Consider the following 22,983-nt stretch of genomic DNA (forward strand, 5'->3'; position numbering starts at 1 on the left):
CCAGCGTCCCCTGCAGAATGCCGTAGCTGCCGACGTTTTCGCCGGCGGTACGGCCGAGCGCGCCGGTGATCACGGCCGCGGTGTCGCCGCGCTGGTAGCCCGTCGCGCTGTAGGTCAGGGACGGATCGGCCTCGCCATAGACCTTCGACTGGGCGTTGGCGGCCACGGTCAGCGTCGCCGGTGCGATTGCGAGGCTCGCGCCCGCATATGTCACGACGTAGTTGGACCCCGTCGACAGCGTCCCCTGCAGGATGCCGTAACTGCCGACGTTCTCGCCGGCGGTACGGCTGAGCGCGCCGGTGATCACGGCCGCGGTGTCGCCGCGCTGGTAGCCCGTCGCGCTGTAGGTCAGGGACGGATCGACCTGGCCATAGACCTTCGACTGGGAGCTGGCTGTCACGGCAAGGGCCGCCGGCGTGATCGCGAGGTTCGCGCCCGTATACGACAACACATAGTTGGAGCCGGCTGCCAGCGTTCCCTGCAGGATGCCATAGCTGCCGACGTTCTCGCCTGCGGCGCGGCCGAGCGCACCAGTCATGATGCCTGCGGTGTCGCCGGCAACGAAACCACTCAGGGCATAGGTCAGTGACGGGTCGGCGGCGCCGTAGGTCTTGCTGTCGGCATTTGCGATGACGGAAAGCGTTGCAGGCGTGACGGATAGTGTCGAGGTGCCATCGGCAAAGACCCGATAGTTCACGCCGCCAGAGCTCACGGCGCTGCTCGATACACCGGTAATCCTGATCGGATAGGAGCCGACCGACTGATCCGCTGGCAACGAAACCAACATTGCCGGAATGACCAGAGTGTCGCCCGCAGGACCGAACCGGTAACTCCCGGCGCCGCCATGGGATACGCTTGGATTCAACTGGCCAGACGTGGCGCCATAGACCTTGTCGATGGTCGAGGTCTCGATCCAGACCACCGGAGTGCTGGCGTAGAGCTGCGGAAGTCCACCGATGGAGGGCGGAGCCCAGATGTTGCGGAAGTCCCAGCTAGAGGTCGCCATGAAGGTCTGCGTATTGGCGAAAGCCCCCGCGGACAGCATGGAGGAGTTCGTGCTGGTTCCTCCGACGATCGTTCCGAACAGGCCGACGGGTCCACCGGCCTGCGTCAGTGCGAACGAATTCGTCAGCGGGGCCCTCAAAGAGCCGATCAGCGCGCCATAGCTCGCGTTCCCAGCTGGCGCGACGACCGACACAAGTCCGGATGCGTAGGAGTTGTTGACCGAACCGCCTGCCAACAGGCCAACCAGCCCACCGGTCCAATAGCCGAATCTGGAGGTCACGGCACCCGTGGCGTAACTGTCGCTGACTAACCCTCCCGCGATTTCACCGACCAGTCCGCCGATCGCCCCGTTGCTGCTTGACCTCAAATTGTCGACGGTGCCGGTCGCATAGGACTGGCGAATGGATGCGCTGCCGCGCATGAGGCCGACCAATCCTCCGGCCGCGAGGTCACTTGTCACATTTGCGGTTGAGAAACTGCGTTCGATGGTTCCATCGAGAGCGCCGGCCAATGACCCCGTAGCGTTGTTGCCATGGATGGTGCCACCCAGGATGCCGAAGTCCCTGACGACGCCCGGCGTTGAGATGACTGTGAACAAGCCAACGGACTGGGTGCCGCCTTGCGCGATCTGCAAGTTCGACAGCGTATGGCCGGCGCCGTCGAACACGCCGCCAAAAGGTATGTTCAATACCGGGTCCACCGAACCTGGCTTGCCAAGCGGGACGAAGCCGTTAGCCCACATGCCACTGCTGGCGCCGAAAGCCGGACCTGTCAGGTTGGCCGCGACAGTATAGTTCTCGTTCATGCCGAGATTGATCAATTGCAACTGGTGCGCGTTGTGGATGACGCTGGCATGTTCCGAGCGCAGGAACGGCCTCGTCTCGCCTTCGATCAGATACCAGTCGGTCGAAAAATTATTGAATGCGTAGCTGGCCGCCTTGAACGCTGTGTTGCCCGCCAGTTCCGTGAAGGCATTGGGTAGATTGCCATGTTCGCCGACTGCGACGGATTGGCCGGTTGCGCCGCTGTCCCAATACAGACGCGCCGCCGTGTTGCCTTGTTCGGTATAGCGCCCGAAGACGCCGCCGACGGTGCAGGCGCCCGAGCAGGCGATCGACGTACTGGCCCAGGAATCCGCAAAGACGCCGTTCTCCCAGATGTCGCCGATGAGGCCACCAACATAGGCGGAATCTGCATCCGCGCCGTTTCTCACGGTCACCGAACCGATGGCATAGGCATTGCTGAGCTGAGCGTTGTTGAAGGTGCCGATCAGGCCACCGGCATTGGTCGCAGGTTCATCCAGATAGACTTGCTCTGCAGTGACCGCTCCACCAGCCCAGACATTGGCCAGCACCGCATTGGCCCCTGTCGGTGTTGTGCTGCGTGGAATGGCGCCAGGCGCCTGATCCCGTGTCACCGATCCGGCCAGGCCACCGACGGACCTTTGCCCGACGACATCACCCGTGGCCCAGGCATTGGTCAGGGAGCCGCCGAAGACCGAGCCGATCAGGCCTCCGACATAGTTATTTGCGGGGGCCGATGCGTTGCCTGTGGCATGAACCTTGTTGAGCGTCGTATTGAACGCGGCCCCTGCGAGGCCGCCGACGTATCCCCCGCCTGTGACATTGCTGCTGGCCCAGGCGTTGGTGATCACCGAGTCGAAGGCCGCGCCAACGAGGCCCCCTGAATAATGCTGACCATTGACGGTTGTCGACGCCGAGACATTCAGAAGCGTCGCCTCATTCATCCGGCCCGCCACCGGGCCGACGGCATGCTCGCCTGTGACTGATCCGCCGCGCAATTCGAGATCGCGCACCAAAGCGCCGGAGCCGAGCTGGCCGAACAACCCGACATTGTTCTGGCCTGGCGCATCAATCTTCAGGTTTGCGATCGCGTGACCGAAGCCTGCGAAGGTGCCGCTGAAATTTTCGATCAGCGCGTTCGAATAGGTGCTCGACAGGCTGATATCATTGCCCAAGGCCCATGCGCCAGTCGCTCCGACGGACGCGAGCTCGTCTGCATTGCGCACCAGCTGATACGGAGTGAGGCCTGCTGCGTCGCCGATACGCAGAGACGCCTGGCTGCCGGTGAGCGACACCGATTGCCCATGGGCGAGCGAATAGCCCTTGCCGAGCCCATGCTCGATTGTCAGCCCGGCGGTCTCGCCTGTCGCCCGCAGATTGGCGTTGAGCAGGATGCCGCCGGCTGCGGAGAATGTAAGAGTGGTGTTGGCGGACCATTGCACAGGCGCCGCCACGGTGATGTCTCCCGCTTGCGCGCCGGCAACACCCGTCGACAGCGTGACGTTGGACAGGCCGAGCTGATTGGTGAGCGTATCGACGTTCAACACGCTGGCGTTGCTGGCCGCGGTGAAGCTCGACCCGACGCCGGTGGAGATCGTCAGGTTGTAGGGGTCAAGCAGCAGCGTGCCGAAACGCCCTGCCGCCGACGTCAGATCGGCGACGCCGCTGAAGTCGAGCCGCGCCTTGCCCGAGACCTCGGCATCGCCGCCGGAGCCCGCTCCCGCGCCTCTGGCAAAAATCGAGCCCGCGAACCGCGTGCTCTCATCTGCCCAGACGACGACCTGTCCGCCGTCGCCCGACATACCGTCGGCGCGCAACACGGCTCCCTGCTCGACGCTGACGGTGCGGGCGTTGGCGACTGTCTCCGAAAGCTTCTTGTGCTCGCGATTTGCGCCGCCCTGATAGTCGCCGCCAACGAGGACGACACCGCCTTTGGCACCGCTGACGTCGAGCATCGCTCCCGAGCCGAGCTGGAGGTCAAGGCCCTCCAGGACGACGGTTCCGCCGTCGCCCGTCTTGCCGCCGCCGGAACCCTTGCGGGCAGAGTTCCCGCGCGCCGAGACCGAACCCGCGACCTTGACCGTCGTGCCAGAGATCCGGACGTCGCCGCCGCTGACGCCATGGCGCCCGCGCCTTGTCGCCGAGATCGGCCCGGCAACCTCGACACTGCCGCCGTCGCCGGCAGTCAGGAAGATGCGACCGCCCTTTTTTGCGGTCCCGGTTGCGGTGATCACGCCGGCCGTGTTGCCCGCCAGGGCATAAACGTTGCCGCCATTGGCCCGCAGCTCCGCCGAGGCGGCCTTGATCGTGCCGCTGTTGACCGCTTTGGTTCCGGCGCCACCGAGCTTGACTTGGAACTTGCCGCCGGCGACGTCGCGATCGCTCACCAGCACTTCATGGCCGGCAGCGAGGGCTGCCGTGCCCTTGGGAGCCGTCAGCATGCCTGCGTTCTCGACGCTACGGGCGATCAGGGCCACGTCCCCGCCGAGCGAGCCGATCGAGCCGAGGTTGACGACGGCAGCCTGGCTCTGGCCGCTGAAGCTCAGGTCGCCCCCTCGCATGAAGGCTTCGTTGGCGACATCCAGCGTCGACGCGATGAAGCTGCCGCCCGTATTCACCAGACCGGTCGCCCCCACGGTCACGCCCGCTGCATTGACCAGATAGACCGAACCCGTCGCCGTCAGCGCGCCGTCGATCCTGCTGGGAATGTTGCCGAGCACCCGGTTCAGCGTCGCGCCCGACCCATTGTTGAAGGTAACGGCGCGATCCTGCGCAATGGAGAAGGTCTGCCAATTGATGATGGCGTTCTGGGATGTCTGGTTAACCACCAGACCGAGATTGGCCGACACAGAAACCGACGCCGCCCCGCCCGCGACCAGCCCGCCGGTCGGCAATGACTGCGCCCAGACCGGCAAGGTCGAGGCTATGACGAAGGGCAGACCTGACAGGGATCGTGTGGCGACGCGCGCTTGCCAGCTCTGCATGGTAATTCGTCCTTTGCGTCGCAGCAGCGGCGGATATTCCGAGAAACTGGAGAATCAGGCCCGCCGGCTGACGCGCCCGGAGCACCAGAGGTGCATCCTCAACTACAGAGGCGCGATATTTGGGTGATACGGGATGCACTTGCCACGCAAAGTCGCATAAATACCGATCTATCTCTGAAAATCTCTCATTATCTGACGTTTCATCGGAATCAAGCAGGTATGTCAAGGGTGGAAATACGAAGATCTATAACAATGAATTCAATGATATACGAATCCGTAATACAAGTTGATTAGGTCATCCAACTCGTAATCGTACTTTATTCGAATGTATATTTTTAATATACTTCTTAAATACTTTAGGTGTCGGGCGGTCCGGGCGGCTGAAATGGACACCACCGGCGAGATGGCACATCTTGTCGTGAATCCATAAAGTAGCTGCGCGGTCGCCACTATGGCACAATTTGTAAGATAGATTTGCATTTTGGAGAGCGATCGGGTTGGGGCTTCTCTTATAAAAATTTGGAATCCAAATTAATTAAGCATTATCGAGATAGCTTATCGCCAAATGCCGCATAGGGGCCATATTATTTTAAGCGTATGCGCTATTTGCTTGCAGCGTCGGCGCTCAATTTCAAATAGATCCTGAGCATGGATAAGACGAACTTCCATTTTTCTTTACTTGCGAGAGCGGTCTGTGCAACGTTTCAAGCAACTTGGCCGGCACATTGCAGCGGCCCTTGAGTTTGTTGCGGGCGAGTTCGACAGAGGCCTGTCGCGTGTCGGCCTCTGCCCTGGATCAAAGCCGCCAGCAGATCGTCTGGTTCGTCACCTCGCGCAGCGTCTTCAGCGCGACGCGGGTGTAGACGGCTGTGGTGTCGAGCTTCCTGTGGCCGAGCAGAATCTGGATCACGCGGATATCGGTCTTCCGCTCCAGGAGATGGGTGGCGAAGCTGTGCCTGAGCGTGTGCATCGACACCCGTTTGTCGAGCTTTGCCGCAACGGCCGCGGCATAGCAGGCCCGGTCGAGCTGGCGCGTCGTGATCGGCTGGCCTGGCTGCTGGCCGGGGAAGAGCCAGCCACGCGGCCGCTTCACCCGCCACCATTGCCGCAAGAGGTCGAGCAGGTGCGGCGCGAGCATGACATAGCGGTCCTTGCGGCCCTTGCCCTGCTCGACCTGGATCAGCATGCGGGCGCTGTCGATGTCCGCGACCTTGAGGTTGGCGATCTCGGAGACCCGCAGGCCGCAGCCATAGGCGATGCTGAGCGCTGCGCGGTCCTTCAGGCTCCGTGCATGCTCCAGTAGTAGCGCCACCTCTTCGGTCCCCGGCACGACCGGCAGGCGCTCCGGCGTCGGGAGCCGCGCCATGCGGTCGCCGAAGCCGATCCGGCCCAGCGTCACATGGAAGAAGAACCGCAGCGCCGTGCAGGCCAGGTTCATCCGGGCGTAGCTGGCGCCGAGCGAAGCCAGGTAAAGCTGATAGCGTCGCAGATCCTCTGGCTCGGCCCGGTCGGGCGGCAAGCCGAAGAAGGCCGTGAACTCACGGACCTGTCTGAGATAGTCGCGCTGCGTGTGCTCGCCGAACCGGCGGATGGTCATGTCCTCGATCATCCGCTGGCGCAGCGGACTGACAGTGACGGGATCGATCATGGAGGCCTCCGAGGATCAGGGGAAACGACCCCGAAATCCTCGGCTGCAGCGCCTCACATGCGAAATCTCAGCGATAACCGCGCCGCAGCGCACTGCCGCGAGAGCGGCTTAGTCCCTTGGCGCAGCGAGGCCTTCCCCTATTGGGCCCCGAGGTCGTCGAACCTGCCGGGCTTCGAGAGGCGCCTGGCTAAGGCGAAGGAGGATTATCGCGCCCTTGTCTCGGAAAGCTTTCGGTCGCGGCAATGAAGAAGATCTGGTCGCCGCCGGCCAACCGCTGCGGTGCCGCTTCGAGCCGACGAACGTCCTCGACATCTGCGCCGCTGGGCCCCTGCCGGGCCTCAAAAACCAATTGCTCGACAGTTTTGGCTGGACCGAAAAGCGCCGCTTCCACGGTGCCGTCTGCGCAGTTGCGGACCCAGCCGCTTACACCAGCCGCAAGGGCGCGGCCGCGGAACCATTGCCGGTAGCCAACTCCCTGGACCCGTCCGGAAATGCTGATGTGCAGCTCCATGCGATCCCGGCCTTTCCGTGAAGAAATCGCTGTACGAAGTTTACCGCCCTGCCTTGGCCACTCTCAAGGCGGGCTCGCTTTTACGTCCGCTTCAGGCTGGCGGGCCAATGTCAGCAACTGGCGCATCTCGGTATCGTGGCGGCACTACACCCGTGTCTTCTGCGTAGGTTACGCAGGTTGCTGACCGATCCCCCTATGGTTCGCGTCGAAGCAACAACGACGCGATGACGGGTCGGCTTCGATGCCCGACAACGAACAAAGAAGGGCGGGCCTGTCCGCCGTACTGCAGCGCTACCCGGCGGAGCCCGCGCAATCGAGCAACTCGCGGCGCGGAGCGAGGACTTTAGCGACATGTGCGAGGAACTCGCCGAGGCGGATCTGGCGCTGCGCGCGGCCCAGATATTGCCGGCCGATACTCGCCGCGAAAGAACAGCGGAATGGGCGGCCTTGATCGAACGGCTCTCGGCCGAAATCGAGAAGGCGCTCAAGACGGCCAACGTCATCCCGATCGGGCGCATCAGTCACTCGAAGAGCCACAGGTGAGCACGGGATTGGGAGGGGACCGTGTCGGCTCGCGAGGCCGGGACGGCCCCGGATAGTCTAGCCGCCTAACATCAATCCTCAGACGAGGCCCGCTCTCGGCTAATGTACGCCGCGAGTTACGCCAAATGGTCTGACGACGGACTAAGTCCTTAGTCCAATTCGATTTGAGCAGAGAGCTCTGATTTGAGGGTCTCAAAGAATTCCGGCTCTCGAGCGTCGTGTTGGAGAAAGGAAATGACCTTTCCCCAATCCACCTTCACCTAGGCGAGATGCGCAGATCCCTGCGCATCTCGTAATAGCCCGGCCTGGAAATGTGATGCATTGCTCATGAAACTCTGCGGTGGAGAGCTCGTCCTCTACATCGGAACGAGTTGCGCCGATGTATTCGTTCAGAAATCCTTATGATTGAGGTCGCGTCGGCAACCAGATCCATGCCCCGAGCCATTATTTCCAGTTAAGGTCGGCCGGTCTCCAGCCAATTGTACGCCTCGACCAGCGGGATATCCTCCGTGTGGCGGCGTTTGGACGTTAAGTCAGTCACCACATAGCACCTTAGTTGCAGATCCCAAGCGGGGGACCGAGGCCCCTGATGGCTCAGGAGACTACGATCTCATTTTTTGGTTGATCCGAGACGGTGGTTCTCACTATTTGCTTGATTTCTCTTTTATTGATGGACGCATAAGTGCGTAAGTCGTTGTAAAATAACAACGTTCATTCTCGGTTTTTGCCTTACGGACCAGCTGCCGGGATGCCGTCTGCTAGGCCGGCAGCACGACCACCTTGGTCTTGACGGGGGTGCGCGAATACAGGTGCATCATGTCCTGGCTGAGAAGGCCGACACAGCCGCTGGTCACGCCTGAGCCGATCGATTCGGGGTCGCTCGAGGCATAGATCGTATACAGCGTGTAGGCACCGTTCTGGTAGAGATAGAGCGTGCGTGCGCCGAGCGGGTTGTCGAGGCCGCCGGGCATGCCGCGCGCGTATTTGGCCGCCTCCGGCTGGCGCTTGATCATCTCCTTGGGCGGTGTCCACGTTGCCCATTCGGCCTTGCGCCCGACATAGGCGTCACCGCTCCAGCGGAACCCGTCGCGGCCGACATTGGCGCCATAGCGCGTCGCCGATCCGTCGCCCTCGATCCGGTAGACATAGTAGTTGGAGGGGTCGACGATGATCGTGCCGGGCGCTTCCCGGGTCTCGTAGACGACCGTCCGGCGGAAAAATCTCGGATCGACCTTGCTGACATCGACCGCCGGTATCGGGAATTTCTCTTCGGGCACCGGCCCGTAGACCCTGGCCGCCTCGGCTAGGCTCATGCCGTCGGATGTCGCGCAGCCACCCAGACCCAGCGCGCCGAGGCCGGCAGCCGAGCCGGCCAGGAACGAGCGGCGGTTCAAAAGCCCCGCCCGGCGCTCCAGCAAAGCGGACGTGTTCATCGTGCCAGCCTCCGCATTTCCAGTGTCCATGACCATGATTTCGGACTTCCCATTCTCTTGCCGCCAATGACTTGCCGCCAATGACTTGCCGCCAATGTCTTGCCGTTAATGACTTGCCGTAGCGCGAGATCAAGGCTCGGCACGAACCCGCTGAGCGTCTTGCTGAGGGGAGATTGCCGGCATAGGGCGCCTCTGGCAAGCGCCGGCCTTCGTTGCGCGCAACTGGCCGGGCCCGTCGCCGGTAACCTCAGGCCGGCCTTTGGCGCCCCCGGGACGGGCAGGCGGGAGCGGCGCGCGAGCGAATGCGCCTCAGTGCGTCCACCAGGAATCGCGCATGCGGACGCCGATCGCCTTGGCGTGGCTCGCGACACGCGCTGCGATCCGATCCTGCACGGAGGTATTGGCTGCGATCGTCGGGAATGACAGGCAAAAGCCCATCACCTCGTTGCGTCCGGGGTCGGCGACTGAGGCCCCGATTGACGAGATCCCGGGCGTGATCAGGCTTGAGGAGCGCGCGATCCGGCGCTCGCGAATGCCGGCGAGTTCCGCCTTGACCTCGTCATCGGTCATCTGGCTACGCAGCCCCCGTTCTGCCCCGAGCTCGAGCTGGGCGAGCGCCTGGGCGTCATCCAGCCGCGCGAGGATGGCGCGGCCGATGATCGAATCGAAGGCGGGCTTGCGTTCCGCGACCGACCCCGTGTGCTGCAGCGCGTAGGTGCCCTGCTGCGCCACGAGCAGGACGCGCTCGGGCCCTGCCACGATGCCGGCGTGTCCGGTGAAGCCGAACTCCCGCACGAGCGCATCGACCGCCGGCCGGATCAGGTCAAGAAGGTTGTGCCGCGCCAGGTAAAGACCGGCCAGTTCGAGCGCCCGCCCGCCCGTGGCGTAGCTTTGGTCGCGCTCGTCCCGCTCCAGCAGGCCGGCTTCCGACAGCGTCTTGAGCAGGCGCGACACCGAGGCCTTCGGCAGGTCGAGCTCCCGGCAGACCTCTCCGACGCGCAGGATCGGGCGTTGCTCAGAAAGCAGGCTGAGGATGCGCAATCCCGTCTCAAGGGAGCTCATAATTGTTCCATCTGCGAAAACGGCGTTGACATATATGGGACGATCATTTGTTAGTGTCTGACGCATGCGGGCATAGCAGGTGGTTTCACCCAGGCCCAGCCGGCGACCGCTACCAGAAGGAGATCATCATGATCGGCACAGCGAAACCGGCCAAGGGCCAGATCACCCGTGGTCATGTCGAGCTCGGCTCCTATCCCGATGGTCCGATCTATTCCCCCGTCCTCATCGCGCAGGGCGAGAAAGATGGGCCGACGCTTTGGCTGCAGGCCTGCATCCACGGCCCCGAGGTCGTCGGTCCTCTCAGCATCCAGCGCTTTCTCAAGACGGTCGACCTCAAGCAGCTTTCGGGCCGTGTCGTTTGCCTGATGCTCGCCAACCCGCTCGGCTTCCGCGGCTACAACCGCCTGACGCCGCAGGACGGCTACAACCTCAACCGCGTCTTCCCCGGCGATCCGCGTGGTCATCACAGCTATCAGCTTGCGCACCGCCTGATGGACCTGTCGGTCAACAACTCCGACGCGATGCTGGATCTCCATTCGGGCGGCGATCTCACGATCACCTGCCACTATACGCTGTTCCACAACAACGGCACGCCGGAAGGCCTCGAATCCGAGCGCCTGGGTCGTGCCTGCGGCGCGCCCAACGTCTGGAACTCGCTCGAGGAAGGTCTCTCGGGCTGCCATTTCACGCATTATACCAAGACCGGTGGCAAGCCTGCGCTGATCGTCGAGAGCGGCGGCGGCGCGCGTGTCACGGCTGACGATCTCGACAACCTGACGGCGGCGATCTTCAATGTCTGCAAGGCGCGCGGCATGCTTCCGGGCGAGCCCGTCGTGCCGGCGCGTTTCCGGTTGGGCGGCGATGCCATCCACCACAAGGCCACGCATGGCGGCCTGTTCATGCCGAAGGTCGGTCCCGGCGACGACGTCGTGAAGGGCCAGCACCTGGCCGACATCGTCGATCTCTTCGGCGATGTGGTCGAGGAGGTTCACTGCCCGGTCGAGAAGGCCTGGGTCGGCTCCATTCGTCGCCCGCACATGCCGATCTATAATGGCGACCAGGTCTTCGAGCTCGTCGGGACCAAGGGTTACGACCCCGCCTGAGAGCGCTTCACAGTTCGGTCATTCAACGCCCGGACCGAAGTCCGGCACAGCGAGGGCAAGCCATGGACGCCACATATTTCGACCGCCGCCAGCTCCTTGCCGCACTCGCGGCCTCGAGCCTCACGCCGTTCGCGGCGTCCAGCGCCATGGCGCAGGCATCCTCCTTCGCCGGGCGCAAGCTGATCACCTCGGGCTTCGGCGGCTCGACCATGGACATCATCCAGGCCGCGGTGTTCACGCCCTTCGACAAGGAGAGCGGCGCGGCCAGCACACAGGTCCCGATGCAGTCGGCCGCGGCGCTGGCGCGCATGAAGGCCGAAGCCGGCAATCCGCAGATCGACATGTACCAGTTCTCCGGCGGCCAGGAGGCCTTCGCCAAGGAGGAGGGCCTGACCCAGCCGCTGACCAGCGTATCGCGCCTCGCCAGGATTCCGGCCGGGCTCAAGGATCCCGATGGGCAGTGGGTGACCTGGGCCGTGATCGCCGAGGGCATCATCTACCGCACGGACAAGATCCCGACGCCGCCGAAGAGCTACAAGGATTTCCTCAAGCCCGAATACAAGGGCCACGTCGCCTTTCCGGCCATCACGAACGGCTATGGCGTCGACTTCCTGGTCATGCTCGCCCGGGCCTTTGGCGGCGGCGAGGACAATATCGAGCCCGGATTCGAGGCGCTGAAGAAGATCAAGGGCGAGACCATCTTCAAGGCCGCGTCGGACCTGCCGACTCTGTTCGGCCAGGGCGACATTTGGATCATGCCCTATGACACCGGCAACGCCTTCAAGGTCCAGCAGAGCGGCTTGCCCGTCGCCTTCGCCACCCCCGAGGAAGGCAGCCCGGCGGTCTACATCACGGCCTGCGTTGCCAAGGGCGCCAAGAACGCCGACGTCGCAAACGCCGCCATCGACGCCATGCTGAAGCCGGAGGCGCAGATCGAGATCGCCCGGACGATGCGCTGGACGGCCTCCAACCCGGATACCAAGCTGCCGGCAGACCTCGCCTCCGAAGTCCCCTCGGTCAGCCAGCTCGCGCAGCTCGACCGCGCCAAGATCAACCGCATGCGCGCGGCCTGGACCGAGCGCTGGAACCGGGAAATCGCGCGATGAGCGACCTTGCGCAAGGAGGCGACGGTGGGCGCCCGGCGTGGCGCGGCGCGTTCGTGCCCGTCCTGCTGTTCGCCCCTTGCGTGCTGGTCTACGCGATCTTCTTCATCTGGCCGCAGGCCTCGCTGCTCGCCATCAGCGCGACCAGCAAGGCCGGCCTGACGCTCGAGCATTACGGCCGCTTCGCCGGCGATTCCTATTATTGGGAGATGCTCGGACGCACGCTCGGACTGGGCTTTGCGGTCACCGCGATCACGCTCGTGCTCGGCCTGCCGACAGCCTATGTCCTGGCCCGCTCGCAATCGCGCTGGGCGGGTTTCCTGCTGCTGCTGACGACCTTTCCGCTGCTGGTCAGTGCGGTGGTACGCTCGTTCGGCTGGATGGTGCTGTTCTTCAAGGACGGCCTGCTCAGCAAGGCGCTGATGCTGCTGGGCCTGACCGCGGGCCCCGTGCAGACCATGTACACCATGCCCGGCGTGATCATTGCCCTGGCACAGGTGCTGCTGCCGCTGATGGTCCTGACGCTGCACGGCGTATTCAAGTCCATCGACCGCGATCTCGAATACGCCGCGATGAGCCTCGGCGCTGCGCCGAGTGTCGCGCTCTGGCTGGTGACGCTTCGGCTTGCGCGCGGTGGCATCGTCGCGGGCTCGCTGCTTGTGTTCTCGCTGGCGATCAGCGCCTTCGCGACGCCCAGCCTCGTCGGCGGCGCCCGGGCCAACGTCATGGCGACGGCGATCTACGAGCAGACGGTCGAACTCCTCGACTGGCCCTTTGGCGCGACACTCGCCACGATCCTCCTGGTCACCGTGCTGGGCCTGTCGCTGGCCTATGGCGCACTGGTCGAGGGCCGCGAAAAGGCCGAGGCACGGACATGACGATATCCTGGCGCTCTCCGCTCGGGCTGGCTTTGCTGGTCCTGTGCTCCCTCGCCTTTGCCTATCTGCTGTTGCCGATTCTGGTCGTGGTGATCGCGCCGCTTGGCGCGACGGGCTACCTCGCCTTCCCGCCGCAGGGGCTGACCCTGAAATGGTACCAGGCCGCGCTCAACGACACGCGCTATCTCAGCGCGCTCGTGGTGAGCCTGCGGATCGCGGTCGCCAGCGCCGTGATCGCCTGCGCCATCGGCATCGCCTGCGCCTATGCGCTGACGCGCTACGAGTTTCCCGGCCGGCGCGTGCTCGAGGCGATGTTCCTGTCGCCCCTGATCCTGCCGACCCTCGTGCTCGCCGTCGGCCTGACGCTGCTCTTCACGCGGACAGGCCTGCTCAGCGGGCCCTGGCGGCTGATCGCGGCGCATGTCGTGGTCTGCACGCCCTATGTGCTCAGGGTCTCTCTGCCGGTGCTACGCCGCTTCGACCGTTCGCTCGAGGAAGCCGCCCGCAATCTCGGCGCGACACCGTTCCAGACCTTCTTTCTGGTGGTTCTGCCGGTGGTTCGGCCCGGCATCGTCGCCGGCACCGTGCTCGCCTTCATCACCTCGTTCGACGAGGTCGTGCTCGCCCTGTTCCTCGCGGAGCCCGGCACGCCGACCCTGCCCGTGACGATCTACTCGGCCGTGCAGCTCGGCTTCGACCCCTCGGTCGCCGCCGTGTCAGGCCTTCTCATCATCGCAACCTTCGCGGTGATGGTGCTCTACCACCTCCTGAGCGCGCTCAGGCAGCAACGGGATTGACGATGGACATCGCGCTTCGACAGCTGCGCAAGACCTATGGCAGCGCCGTCGCCGTCGCCGGCCTCAGCGTGACGATTCCGCAGGGCAAGATGCTGGCACTGCTGGGCCCATCGGGTTGCGGCAAGACCACGACCCTGCGGATGGTCGCCGGCTTCATCGAGCCGACGGCGGGCTCGATTCATGTCGGCGAGCGCGAGATCACGCGGTTGCCGGCGCATAAGCGCGACACCGGCCTCGTCTTCCAGAGCTATGCGCTGTTCCCGCATCTCAGTGCGGCCGAGAACGTCGCCTTCGGCCTGCGCCGGCGGGGCGTCGCCCGGGCGGAGCGCGAGCAGCGCGTCACCGCCATGCTCGACAAGCTCAAGCTCTCGGGGCTCGCCGATCGCCTGCCGCGCCAACTCTCGGGCGGCCAGCAGCAGCGCGTCGCTGTGGCGCGCGCTTTGGTGATCAACCCGTCGATCCTGCTGCTCGACGAGCCCTTCTCGAATCTCGACGCCAAGCTGCGCGAGGGCACCGGCCTCGAATTGTCGCGCCTGCAGCGTGATTCCGGCCTGACCTCGATCTTCGTGACCCATGATCAAAGCGAGGCGATGAGCATCGCCGATACCATCGCGGTGATGAAGGACGGCGAACTCCAGCAGATCGGCAGCGCCAGCGAGATCTACGAGAACCCCGCCAACCGCTTCGTCGCGGAGTTCATCGGCCGTGCGAATTTCCTGCCCGGTCGTATCGTCGGCAGCGAGGGCCAGACGCTCTCGATCATGCTGGATGCCGGCGTGTCCGTGCAGGTGCTTCAGGGCAAGGCTGCCCTGACGCCCGGAAGCAAGGCGACCGTGCTGCTGCGTCCCGAGGCGATCCAACTGGTCGATCCTGGCGCTGCGGGTGCGCTGAAGGCGCAGGTCGACGCGGTCTCCTACCAGGGTGCGACGGTCTATGTTCACACGCGCCTGGCGGACGGAACGGTCGTGACCTGTGCAGCGACGCCGGAAGCCAGCCGTCGCCTCGCGCCCGGCGAACAGGTCGGCCTGCTGCCGATCGTCGAACGCGTCCGCCTGTTTGCACTCTGACGCGGCACGTGCCGTGCCCGCCGCCGGCAAGGTCGTCCAGCGGCTGTCTGAGCCCCTAGGACGCCGGGCAGGCAGCGCCGCTATCGCCCCAAGCCTGCATCAGCGCGCCGAATTCTGCAGCCGAGCCGGGGGCGGGCTCGCGACCCTTGCCGGGCTTCCAACCCCACAGAACCAGCGTGTCGGTCGTGACGTGCTTGATCAGCGCGGCGACATCGCGGCTGCCGTTGCGGTTCTGGTCTTTCAGCTGTTCGCAGATTTGCGCCAGGCCCTTGCCCTCCCAGGCCATCGAGGCCGGGGCCAGGGCCCAGTGGCCATCGCCGGGCACGCGGGCGGGATCGTAGTTCTCCTTGCCATGACAGGTCGCGCAATGCAGGCCCGGCGCGCCGTGTCCGTCCTTGCCGCGCACCACGAGCGGCTCGTGGAGCTTGCGCAGGTCGCCCTGCCGTGGCCGCTCGGTCGCGGGATGGCAGTTCATGCAGCGCGGATGCGTCAGCACCTTTCCCATCTCGTTGAACAGCGCGACCGAGCGGTCGCGCGGGTTGGCGATCGAGGCGAAGCTGGCGGCGGGACGCAGGCTGGAGCCGCCCGGCGCTGACGGGCTTGCCGTCTGTGCCCAAGTGAGCGCACTGCCAGCGACGCTGACGGTGAATGCCGCAGCGGCTGCGAGAACGAGGGTCCTGCTCATCAGACGGTGCCTCCCTGCATCGGCAGCTGGCGGGGCCGGCCATGTCCGAGGGCCGCCAGCGCATTGGCGACGGCCGGGCCGATGGGGGGCACGCCGGGCTCGCCCACGCCGGTCGGCTTCTCGGTCGAGGCGATGATCGTGACCTCGACCTCGGGCATTTCCTGGATCCGCAGCGAACGGTACTCGTGGAAGTTGGTCTGCACCGGACGGCCCTGGTCGAGCGTGATCTCGCTATAGAGCGCATGCCCAAGCCCGAAGCCGATGCCGCCCTCCATCTGTGCGCGGATCACGTCGGGATTGACCGCGACGCCGCAATCCACCGCGCACCAGACCTTGTGGATCTTGGGCTCACCGTCAGGACCGATCGAGACTTCGGCGATCTGGGCGACGAAGGAGTTGAAGCTCTCGACCACCGCGATCCCCCGCGCCCGCCCATCGACCGGCGCCGAACCCTTCCAGTTGGCGAGCTCGCCGACGGCCTTGAGCACGCCCGCGGCGCGCGGGTGCTTGTCACCCATCAGCGCAAGGCGGCCCTGCAGCGGGTCCTGGCCTGCCGCCTGGAGCAGTTCGTCGACAAAGCACTCGACCGCATAGCCGGTATGGGTATGGCCCACCGAACGCCACCACAATGTAGGCACGCCGACCTTGGGATTATGCACCTCGCAGCGGAAATCGGGCACCTCGTAGAAGATCTCGTTGGCGCCCTCGACCGAGGTCGCATCGATGCCGTTCTTCACGACGAAGGATTCGAAGGGCGTTCCGAGGAAGAAGGACTGGCCGACCACGGTGTTCGACCAGGCAGTGATCTTGCCGTCCTTCACCGCGCCCCGAAGTCGGTGCACGAAGAGCGGGCGGTAATTGCCGCCCGCGAGATCGTCCTCGCGGGTCCAGACCACCTTGACCGGCCGGTTGGGGCCGATGGCCTTCGCGGCCATGGCCAGCTCGGCGGCGAGATGCTGGCTGACCTGCGCGCGCCGGCCGAAGCTGCCGCCGGCGAGCATGGTCTCGAGATGCACCTTCTCGGGGGCGAGGCCCAGGATCCCCGCGATGGTCTGGTGCTCGGTGGTCTGGAACTGGCTGCCGAAGCGGGCATGGGCCTTTTCGCCGTCCCATTCGAGATAGCCGTCGAGCGGCTCCATCGGCGCATGCGCCAGATAGGGAAAGACGAACTCGGCCTCGATCACGCGCTCGGCCTTGCCAAGCGCCGCCTCGGCGTCGCCATGACTGCCCGCGACCGTGCCCGGCTGGCGGGCAAGCCGGCGATATTCGGCGATCAGCTCGGCGCTGCCGCGCTTCTCGGCTTCGCTGTCGTCCCATGTGACCTTGAGCGCCTCGCGGCCCTTCAGCGCCGGCCACATGCCGTTGGCATAGACCGCGACCCCGGAGCCGATCTGCTTGACGTCGACGACGCCCCTGACCTTGAGCGCTTCCGCGGCATCGAAGCTCGCGACCTTGCCACCGAAGCGTGGCGAGCGCGCCACGACGACCGTCAGCATGTTGGGCGCATGGATATCGATGGTGAACTGCGCCTTGCCGCGGACCTTGTCGGCGCTGTCGAGGCGCTTCACAGCGCCCTCCTTGCCGATCAGGCGGTAGTCCGACGCCGCCTTCAACGGCGGGTTCTCGGGAACGGCGAGCTTCGCGGCGGCCTCGGCGAATTCGCCAAAGCGGCCGCTCTTGCCGGAGGCGTGGCTGATCACGCCCGCCTCGACCTTGATCTCGCCGGCCGGGACCTTCCAGGCCTCGGCTGCCGCCTGGACGAGCATGGCGCGCGCGGCGGCGCCGGCCTTGCGCATCTGGTCCCAGCTGTTGGCGATGGCGGTCGAGCCGCCGGTGCCTTGAACGCCGAGCGCGAGATTGGCGTAGAGCGTGACGTCGGCCGGTGCGTGCTCGGCCCGCATCTGGCTCCAGGCGGCGTCCATCTCCTCGGCTGCCAGGGTGGCCAGACCGGTGAACGGGCCCTGGCCGAACTCGATATGCTTGACGATCACGGTCACGGTGTCGTCGGCCGCGACGCGGATGAAGGCGTTGGGCGCGAAGGCGGCATTGCCGCCGGGCCGGAAGCCGGCTGCGGCGCCCGATTGCGCGCGGGCGTTGAGAGGCAGGCTGAAGCCGATGACCAGGGCGCTCGCGCCCTTCAGCAGCGCGCGACGGGAGAGGTTGGGATCATGTGCGGTCATGGGTCAGATCTCCAGCGCGCGGGCGGCGTCATGGATGGCGGCACGGATGCGGACATAGGTCGCGCAGCGGCAGATGTTGCCGTTCATCGCGAGATCGATGTCGCGATCGCTGGGCTTGCGGTTTTCCTTGAGCAGCGCGATCGCGCTCATCACCTGACCGGACTGGCAATAGCCGCATTGCGGCACGTCGCGGGCGGTCCAGGCGGCCTGAACCGCGTCGGCTTCCTTGCCGGAGAGCCCCTCGATGGTGGTGATTTCGCTGGTGCCGATCGCCGAAACCGGCGTCACGCAGGAGCGCAGCGCCTGGCCGTCGACGAAGACCGTGCAGGCACCGCATTGCGCGATCCCGCAACCGAACTTGGTACCGGTGAGGGCGAGGTTGTCGCGGAGGGCCCAGAGCAAAGGCGTATCGTCATCGACATCGACGTTATGCGTCGTCCCGTTGACCTTCAGAGCGACCATGATTGCCTCCGATGCTGGCATGACCAGCGCGCAACCGTGGTGCGGATCGAGGCTCGCCCTCGAAGGCCCGATCTGACATATCAGATGGCGGGCGATGGATCCGTAGCCCTGGGTCGCGCGGCTGGACTAAATAGACGATTTGAGTATATCTAGGATGGTCGCGCGTAGTTTGGATTTTGTCAAGACTGCCAAAGTGCCAATGACTGACGCCAGCGGAAGTTCCAGCGCTCCTCCTCCCGATGACGCAAATGCCCGCGTCGACCAGATCGCCGATGCGGCGCTGCGGTTGTTCGCCCGCTATGGCTACAAGCGCAGCTCGATGGACGACATCGCCAGGGAGGCAGGGCTCGCCAAGGCGACCCTTTACCTCCACTTCAAGGGCAAGGACGACGTATTCCGGGCCATGCTGGACCTGCTCGGCCGCCGCGTCGAAGCACGTTGCCGTGAGGTCATGGCGATGCGCGCGCCGTTCGCGGAGCGGCTGCCGGCCCTGCTCAAGGCCCATTTCGGCCAGGCTTATGCGAGTTTCGGCACAGGCGAGCATCTCGTCGAGCTCAAGGCCGTGATGGCGACGGTGGCGGCGCGCGAGCTTCAGGCCTTCGAGCGGACATTCGCCGAATTCGCGAGCCGGCTGCTTTCGGAGGCGCAGGCGCAGGGCGAGATCACGCTGGCCCGGGCGTCGGTCGATGCCGATGGCTGGATCGCGGGCCTGGCCTTCGCGGCGACCGGCGCCAAGTCCGGTGTCGCGCCAAGCGGCGACGACTATGCCCGCCGGCTCGATGGGATCGCTTCGGTGTTTGCGGCCGCAATCACGGCGTGATGTCCATGATCCCCCGTTCCGGCGAGACCGCCACGCACCGTCCCGCTGTGTTCTTCGATCGCGACGGCGTGCTCAACGTCGATATCGGCTATCTCCACAGGCCGGCCGATCTCCGCTGGACCGAGGGCGCGCTCGACGCGATCGCCCTGGTCAACCGCAGCGGCTATCTGTGTTTCGTGATCACTAACCAGTCGGGCGTGGCGCGGGGCTATTTCGACGAGGCCGCCGTCGTCGTCCTGCACGAGGTGATGCGCGCGCAGGCGGCTGCAGCGGGCGCGCGGATCGACGATTTCCGCTTCTCTCCCGATCATCCCGATGGCGTCGTCCCCGCGTATCGCCGCGACAGCGACTGGCGCAAGCCGCGCCCGGGCATGATCCTCGATCTGATGGCGTGCTGGCCGGTCGAGCCGTCCGGCTCCTTCGTCATCGGCGACAAACCGAGCGATCTGGCCGCGGCGGAAGCGGCGGGACTCCCCGGCCACCTTTTCACGGGCGGCAATCTCGCCGATTTCGTTGCACGTCTCCTGGCCTGAGCACCGGCGCTCGGCGTCGTTTCTGGCCGGTCCGTCATTGCGAGCGAAGCGAAGCAATCCAGCAGCGACAGATCGACCGGGATTGCTTCGCTTCGCTCGCAATGACGATTGGCGCCTCTAAAAAGAGCGCTAGTTGCCGAGCTGGCTGATGCGGGCGAGCGCTGCGGCAAAGCCGTTCAGGGAGATGTTGAAGGCGATCGGGTCGCCATTGGAGAGGTTGAGCGCCGCCGCGGTCAGCGTCTTGCCCGTCTTCATCGCATCGGTCGCGACCGTCGGGAACGAGATCGGCAGCAGGCAACCCTGCGGATAGCAGGTCGAGAAGCGCAGGCCCTGGCCGAGGTCCTTGTCGTCGAGCCGGAGCACGGCGCCATTGTCGAGCTTCATCCCGAAGGGCATCAGGATCGTGCCTTCGGTGCGGCCATCCTGCGGCGGGCGCAGTTCGATGGCGAAGACGCGCTGGTTGGTCTGGGTGTTGCCCTGCGACTGCGCCAGCGCGCAGAGCTTGCGGCCATCCGTGATCCGGCACTCGACGGTCCAGTCACCGAAGTTCTCGGTGATGGCGCTGGCGCCATTGGGCAGGCTGGCGGTCGAGGGGGCGGGCTGGCCGGCGGTGACCGCTCCGGGGGCCTGTGGAGCCTGGGCGATGGGCGCGGGGCGCGCCGGCGGCTTCGCGGCAGGGCGGGGCGCAGGCTTTGCCGGTGCGCGGCGCACCGTGTCTGGCTTGGCGGCGGGGGCTTCGTCGGCCTGTTCCGTGGCGTCCTCGGCCTGGGCCCGCACCGGGCTCGACAGGGCGAGGCCACAGCAGAGCGCCATGGCGAAAGCGAGGGGAAGGCGGCGAAGGGTACGGATCATGGCTCTCTTCTCATGGCGGATGCGGGCGTGGCCAGCGCATCCCGGTTCCTGACGCTGCCGTTCCCACCTGGAAGCGGCTCTCGCCTGGCGGCACCGGCCGCGCGTTCACGGCGTTTCGGCGCATCGATAAATCAAGCCGGATTGCCGCGCAAACTCAATGATTTAAACGGATTCCAATCTGGTCGTCGCCGAGACCGCGGCGGCGCGTGCCTGCCGTGGCCATGTGGCGGCAATTGACCCCACCGGGTTTCCGCCCTAGGCGTGAGGGCGACGGTTCCCTCACGGGATCAAAAGGGAACGCAGTACGGATGGTTTTTCCATTCTACGCTGCGGCTGCCCCCGCAACTGTAAGCGGCGAGTCTTGTCACGATAGGCCACTGGGACCTCGGACCTGGGAAGGCGGTGACACGGCACTGACCCGCGAGCCAGGAGACCTGCCGTCAGTCGTGGTCACACGCGAAGACATGGGCCGGGGTGTGCCGATGGGTGGTTGTCCTGAGCAGGACCTCTCGCGGGGTTGAGGTCAGGGACATCTCGTTCGCGGTGACGTGCCACAACGTTACTGCCCGAGGTCCAAACCGTGATCCCTCTCAGCGCCGCGCGCGGTCATATCCCGCTTCTCCTGTCCGTTCTGGCGGCCGGCACGGCGCTGTCGCCCGTTGCCGCCCTGGCGCAGTCCGAGCCGATCAGGCTCGATGAGCTCGTGGTCAGCGCCACCGGCACGCCGACGCCGGCCCGCGAGATCGCCAGCTCGGTCACCGTGATCACCGCCCGGGATCTCGAGATCCAGCAGCGCCGCACGGTGCCCGACGCGCTGGCGACCGTGCCTGGCCTCAACATCGTCCAGAATGGCGGCCCCGGTGGCCAGACCTCGGTCTTCATGCGCGGCACCAGCTCCAACCACGTCAAGGTGCTCGTCGACGGAATCGAGGTGAACGATCCCGCCTCGCCGAACCGCGCTTTCGATTTCGGCTCGATGCTGACCAACGACATCGAGCGCATCGAGGTTCTGCGCGGCCCCCAGAGCGGGCTTTACGGCGCCGATGCGATGGGCGGCGTGATCTCGCTGACCAGCAAGCGAGGCGAAGGCCCGCCGAAAATGACGGCCTCCGTCGAAGCCGGTTCCTACGGCACATTCAACCAGGCCGTGGGCCTCAGCGGCGGCGACGATCGCCTCAACTACGCCTTCGGCATCGCCCATTTCAAATCCGAGGCGACACCGGTGACCCCGCGCGATCTCGTCCCGGCCGGCCGCCGCCGCAACGCCAACAGCTACGACAACTGGAGCTATTCGGCCCGGCTGGGCTTTGCGCTCACCGACACGGTGAGCCTCAACTGGGTGGGTCGCTACAGCGACGGTTACCTGCTCTCCACGAGCGATTCCGGCTGGCCGAGCCTGCCCGACGGCTTCCGATCCAGCGATAACTACAAGCAGGCTTTTACGCGTGGCGAGTTGGTCTGGGACCCGCTCGGCGGTCGCTTCGTCAACCGCTTCGGCATCGGCTACACCAATCAGGACCGTTCGAGCCGCGCACCCGACGCCGCCGGCCTGCTCGGCTTCCCCTCCCGCAACCTGGGCGAGCGTACCAAATTCGACTGGCGCGGCGATCTCAAGCTCACCGAGAGCCATCTGCTGGTCATGGGTGTGCAGCACGAGACCGAGCGCCTGCGGTCGGACGCGCTCACGGCCTCGAACGGTAACACCGGCGCTTTCCTCGAACTGCAGTCGAATTTCAGCGACCGGCTCTTCCTGGTGTCGAACATCCGCTACGACAACGACCAGGAGTTCGGTGGGCACACCACCTACCGCGTCGCCCCGGCCTATATCGTGCCGGGGACCGAGACCAAGCTGAAGGCGAGCTACGGCACCGGCTTCAAGGCGCCGACTCTGAGCCAGCGCTTCAGCGATTCTCGTCCGGCCTTCGACTTCTTCGGCAACCCCGACCTCAAGCCCGAGGAAAATCGCGGCTGGGATGTCGGCTTCGAACAGCCGCTCTTGAATGATCGGGTCCGTTTCGGCGCGACCTATTTTCACAACGACATCGAGAACCTGATCAACGTCAACGCCGCCGGGAACTCCTACGCCAATGTCGGCAAGGCGATGACCAAGGGCGTCGAAGCCTTCGCGGCGGTGGAACTGTCCCCCCGGTTCAAGGTCCGCGGCGACTACACCTTCACCATCGCCAGGGACGAGATCGCGCATCAGGAGCTGCTGCGCCGGCCTCGCCACAAGGCCAGCCTGACCGCGACCTGGCTGCCGGTCGAGAAGCTGACGCTGTCGGCGACGCTGCTCTATCTCGGTGAACGCATCGACGCCAGCCGGGACTTCTCGGTCGCGCGGATGCGGGCGCCGGGCGCCGCGATCGTGAATATCGCGGCTGAATACAAGCTCAGCGAAAAACTCACCGCCTTCGGGCACGTCGATAATCTCTTCGACAAGCGCTTCGAAAACCCCGTCGGCTATCTCGTCCCGGGCCTGAGCGCCTATGCCGGCCTGAGGGCGCAACTGTAAGG

At 65.3% G+C, this 22,983-nt stretch carries 18 protein-coding genes and 1 riboswitch; of the genes, 9 read left to right on the top strand and 9 right to left on the bottom strand.

What is annotated here, in order from left to right:
* From AC1D2L_RS24720 to AC1D2L_RS24730, 3 genes are all read right to left on the bottom strand, one after another.
* The coding region (locus AC1D2L_RS24720; RefSeq protein WP_476848559.1) for a beta strand repeat-containing protein at positions 1 to 4,792 on the bottom strand (4,792 nt) is incomplete at its 3' end.
* Positions 4,793 to 5,588: 796 nt separating this feature from the next.
* The gene (locus AC1D2L_RS24725) at positions 5,589 to 6,440 is read right to left on the bottom strand and encodes a tyrosine-type recombinase/integrase (protein WP_476848560.1); all 852 of its coding nucleotides are present in this window, start codon (positions 6,438 to 6,440) and stop codon (positions 5,589 to 5,591) included.
* 187 nt (positions 6,441 to 6,627) lie between these two features.
* Positions 6,628 to 6,951 carry an acylphosphatase gene (locus AC1D2L_RS24730; RefSeq protein ID WP_476848561.1) on the bottom strand — a complete coding sequence of 108 codons (324 nt, stop codon included), beginning with the start codon at positions 6,949 to 6,951 and terminating at the stop codon, positions 6,628 to 6,630.
* 351 nt (positions 6,952 to 7,302) lie between these two features.
* Between AC1D2L_RS24730 and AC1D2L_RS24735 the strand changes: the two genes are divergently transcribed.
* Entirely contained in the window at positions 7,303 to 7,494 is a 192-nt protein-coding gene (locus AC1D2L_RS24735; protein ID WP_476848562.1) for a hypothetical protein, read from the top strand.
* 758 nt (positions 7,495 to 8,252) lie between these two features.
* Here AC1D2L_RS24735 and AC1D2L_RS24740 read toward each other — a convergent pair.
* Both AC1D2L_RS24740 and AC1D2L_RS24745 read right to left on the bottom strand, forming a co-directional pair.
* Positions 8,253 to 8,957 (bottom strand): L,D-transpeptidase, encoded by a 705-nt coding sequence (locus AC1D2L_RS24740; RefSeq protein WP_476848563.1) that lies wholly within the window; start codon positions 8,955 to 8,957, stop codon positions 8,253 to 8,255.
* A 279-nt stretch (positions 8,958 to 9,236) separates the two neighbouring features.
* Positions 9,237 to 9,989 carry an IclR family transcriptional regulator gene (locus AC1D2L_RS24745; RefSeq protein WP_476848564.1) on the bottom strand — a complete coding sequence of 251 codons (753 nt, stop codon included), beginning with the start codon at positions 9,987 to 9,989 and terminating at the stop codon, positions 9,237 to 9,239.
* A 128-nt stretch (positions 9,990 to 10,117) separates the two neighbouring features.
* Here AC1D2L_RS24745 and AC1D2L_RS24750 point away from each other — a divergent pair, with 128 nt between their 5' ends.
* The 5 genes from AC1D2L_RS24750 (at position 10,118) to AC1D2L_RS24770 (ending at position 14,937) form a co-directional block, all read left to right on the top strand.
* Entirely contained in the window at positions 10,118 to 11,092 is a 975-nt protein-coding gene (locus AC1D2L_RS24750; protein ID WP_476848565.1) for a succinylglutamate desuccinylase/aspartoacylase family protein, read from the top strand.
* Positions 11,093 to 11,154: 62 nt separating this feature from the next.
* Entirely contained in the window at positions 11,155 to 12,198 is a 1,044-nt protein-coding gene (locus AC1D2L_RS24755; protein WP_476848566.1) for an extracellular solute-binding protein, read from the top strand.
* Positions 12,195 to 13,073: an ABC transporter permease gene (locus AC1D2L_RS24760; RefSeq protein WP_476848567.1), complete on the top strand. Its 879-nt coding sequence runs from the start codon at positions 12,195 to 12,197 to the stop codon at positions 13,071 to 13,073. Before AC1D2L_RS24755 ends, AC1D2L_RS24760 begins: the two co-directional genes overlap by 4 nt.
* A complete protein-coding gene (locus tag AC1D2L_RS24765) occupies positions 13,070 to 13,870 on the top strand; it encodes an ABC transporter permease (RefSeq protein ID WP_476848568.1) in 801 nt (266 codons plus the stop codon). Before AC1D2L_RS24760 ends, AC1D2L_RS24765 begins: the two co-directional genes overlap by 4 nt.
* Positions 13,871 to 13,872: 2 nt before the next feature.
* Positions 13,873 to 14,937, top strand: coding sequence for an ABC transporter ATP-binding protein (locus AC1D2L_RS24770; protein WP_476848569.1), 1,065 nt, complete (start codon positions 13,873 to 13,875; stop codon positions 14,935 to 14,937).
* Between the two features lie 55 nt (positions 14,938 to 14,992).
* Here the strand turns inward: AC1D2L_RS24770 and AC1D2L_RS24775 are convergent, their stop codons facing one another.
* The 3 genes from AC1D2L_RS24775 to AC1D2L_RS24785 are packed head-to-tail and all read right to left on the bottom strand — an operon-like array spanning position 14,993 to position 18,264.
* On the bottom strand, positions 14,993 to 15,622 hold the full coding sequence (locus tag AC1D2L_RS24775) for an Isoquinoline 1-oxidoreductase subunit (protein WP_476848570.1): 630 nt from the start codon (positions 15,620 to 15,622) through the stop codon (positions 14,993 to 14,995).
* Positions 15,622 to 17,802: a xanthine dehydrogenase family protein molybdopterin-binding subunit gene (locus AC1D2L_RS24780; RefSeq protein ID WP_476848571.1), complete on the bottom strand. Its 2,181-nt coding sequence runs from the start codon at positions 17,800 to 17,802 to the stop codon at positions 15,622 to 15,624. The genes AC1D2L_RS24775 and AC1D2L_RS24780 overlap by 1 nt, the downstream gene beginning before the upstream one ends.
* Positions 17,803 to 17,805: 3 nt before the next feature.
* On the bottom strand, positions 17,806 to 18,264 hold the full coding sequence (locus AC1D2L_RS24785; protein ID WP_476848572.1) for a (2Fe-2S)-binding protein: 459 nt from the start codon (positions 18,262 to 18,264) through the stop codon (positions 17,806 to 17,808).
* A gap of 199 nt (positions 18,265 to 18,463) precedes the next feature.
* Between AC1D2L_RS24785 and AC1D2L_RS24790 the strand changes: the two genes are divergently transcribed.
* Both AC1D2L_RS24790 and AC1D2L_RS24795 read left to right on the top strand, forming a co-directional pair.
* The gene (locus AC1D2L_RS24790; protein ID WP_476848573.1) at positions 18,464 to 19,084 is read left to right on the top strand and encodes a TetR/AcrR family transcriptional regulator; all 621 of its coding nucleotides are present in this window, start codon (positions 18,464 to 18,466) and stop codon (positions 19,082 to 19,084) included.
* A gap of 5 nt (positions 19,085 to 19,089) precedes the next feature.
* A complete protein-coding gene (locus tag AC1D2L_RS24795; RefSeq protein WP_476848574.1) occupies positions 19,090 to 19,617 on the top strand; it encodes a D-glycero-alpha-D-manno-heptose-1,7-bisphosphate 7-phosphatase in 528 nt (175 codons plus the stop codon).
* 129 nt (positions 19,618 to 19,746) lie between these two features.
* On the opposite strand, the gene AC1D2L_RS24800 is transcribed toward AC1D2L_RS24795, so the two are convergent.
* Positions 19,747 to 20,469: an invasion associated locus B family protein gene (locus AC1D2L_RS24800; RefSeq protein WP_476848575.1), complete on the bottom strand. Its 723-nt coding sequence runs from the start codon at positions 20,467 to 20,469 to the stop codon at positions 19,747 to 19,749.
* A gap of 254 nt (positions 20,470 to 20,723) precedes the next feature.
* Positions 20,724 to 20,925, top strand: a riboswitch (cobalamin riboswitch).
* A 124-nt stretch (positions 20,926 to 21,049) separates the two neighbouring features.
* Between AC1D2L_RS24800 and AC1D2L_RS24805 the strand changes: the two genes are divergently transcribed.
* The gene (locus tag AC1D2L_RS24805) at positions 21,050 to 22,981 is read left to right on the top strand and encodes a TonB-dependent receptor plug domain-containing protein (RefSeq protein ID WP_476848576.1); all 1,932 of its coding nucleotides are present in this window, start codon (positions 21,050 to 21,052) and stop codon (positions 22,979 to 22,981) included.
* Positions 22,982 to 22,983 lie beyond the last annotated feature (2 nt).

The sequence above is a fragment of the Allobosea sp. P1_B10 genome, assembly GCF_056406735.1.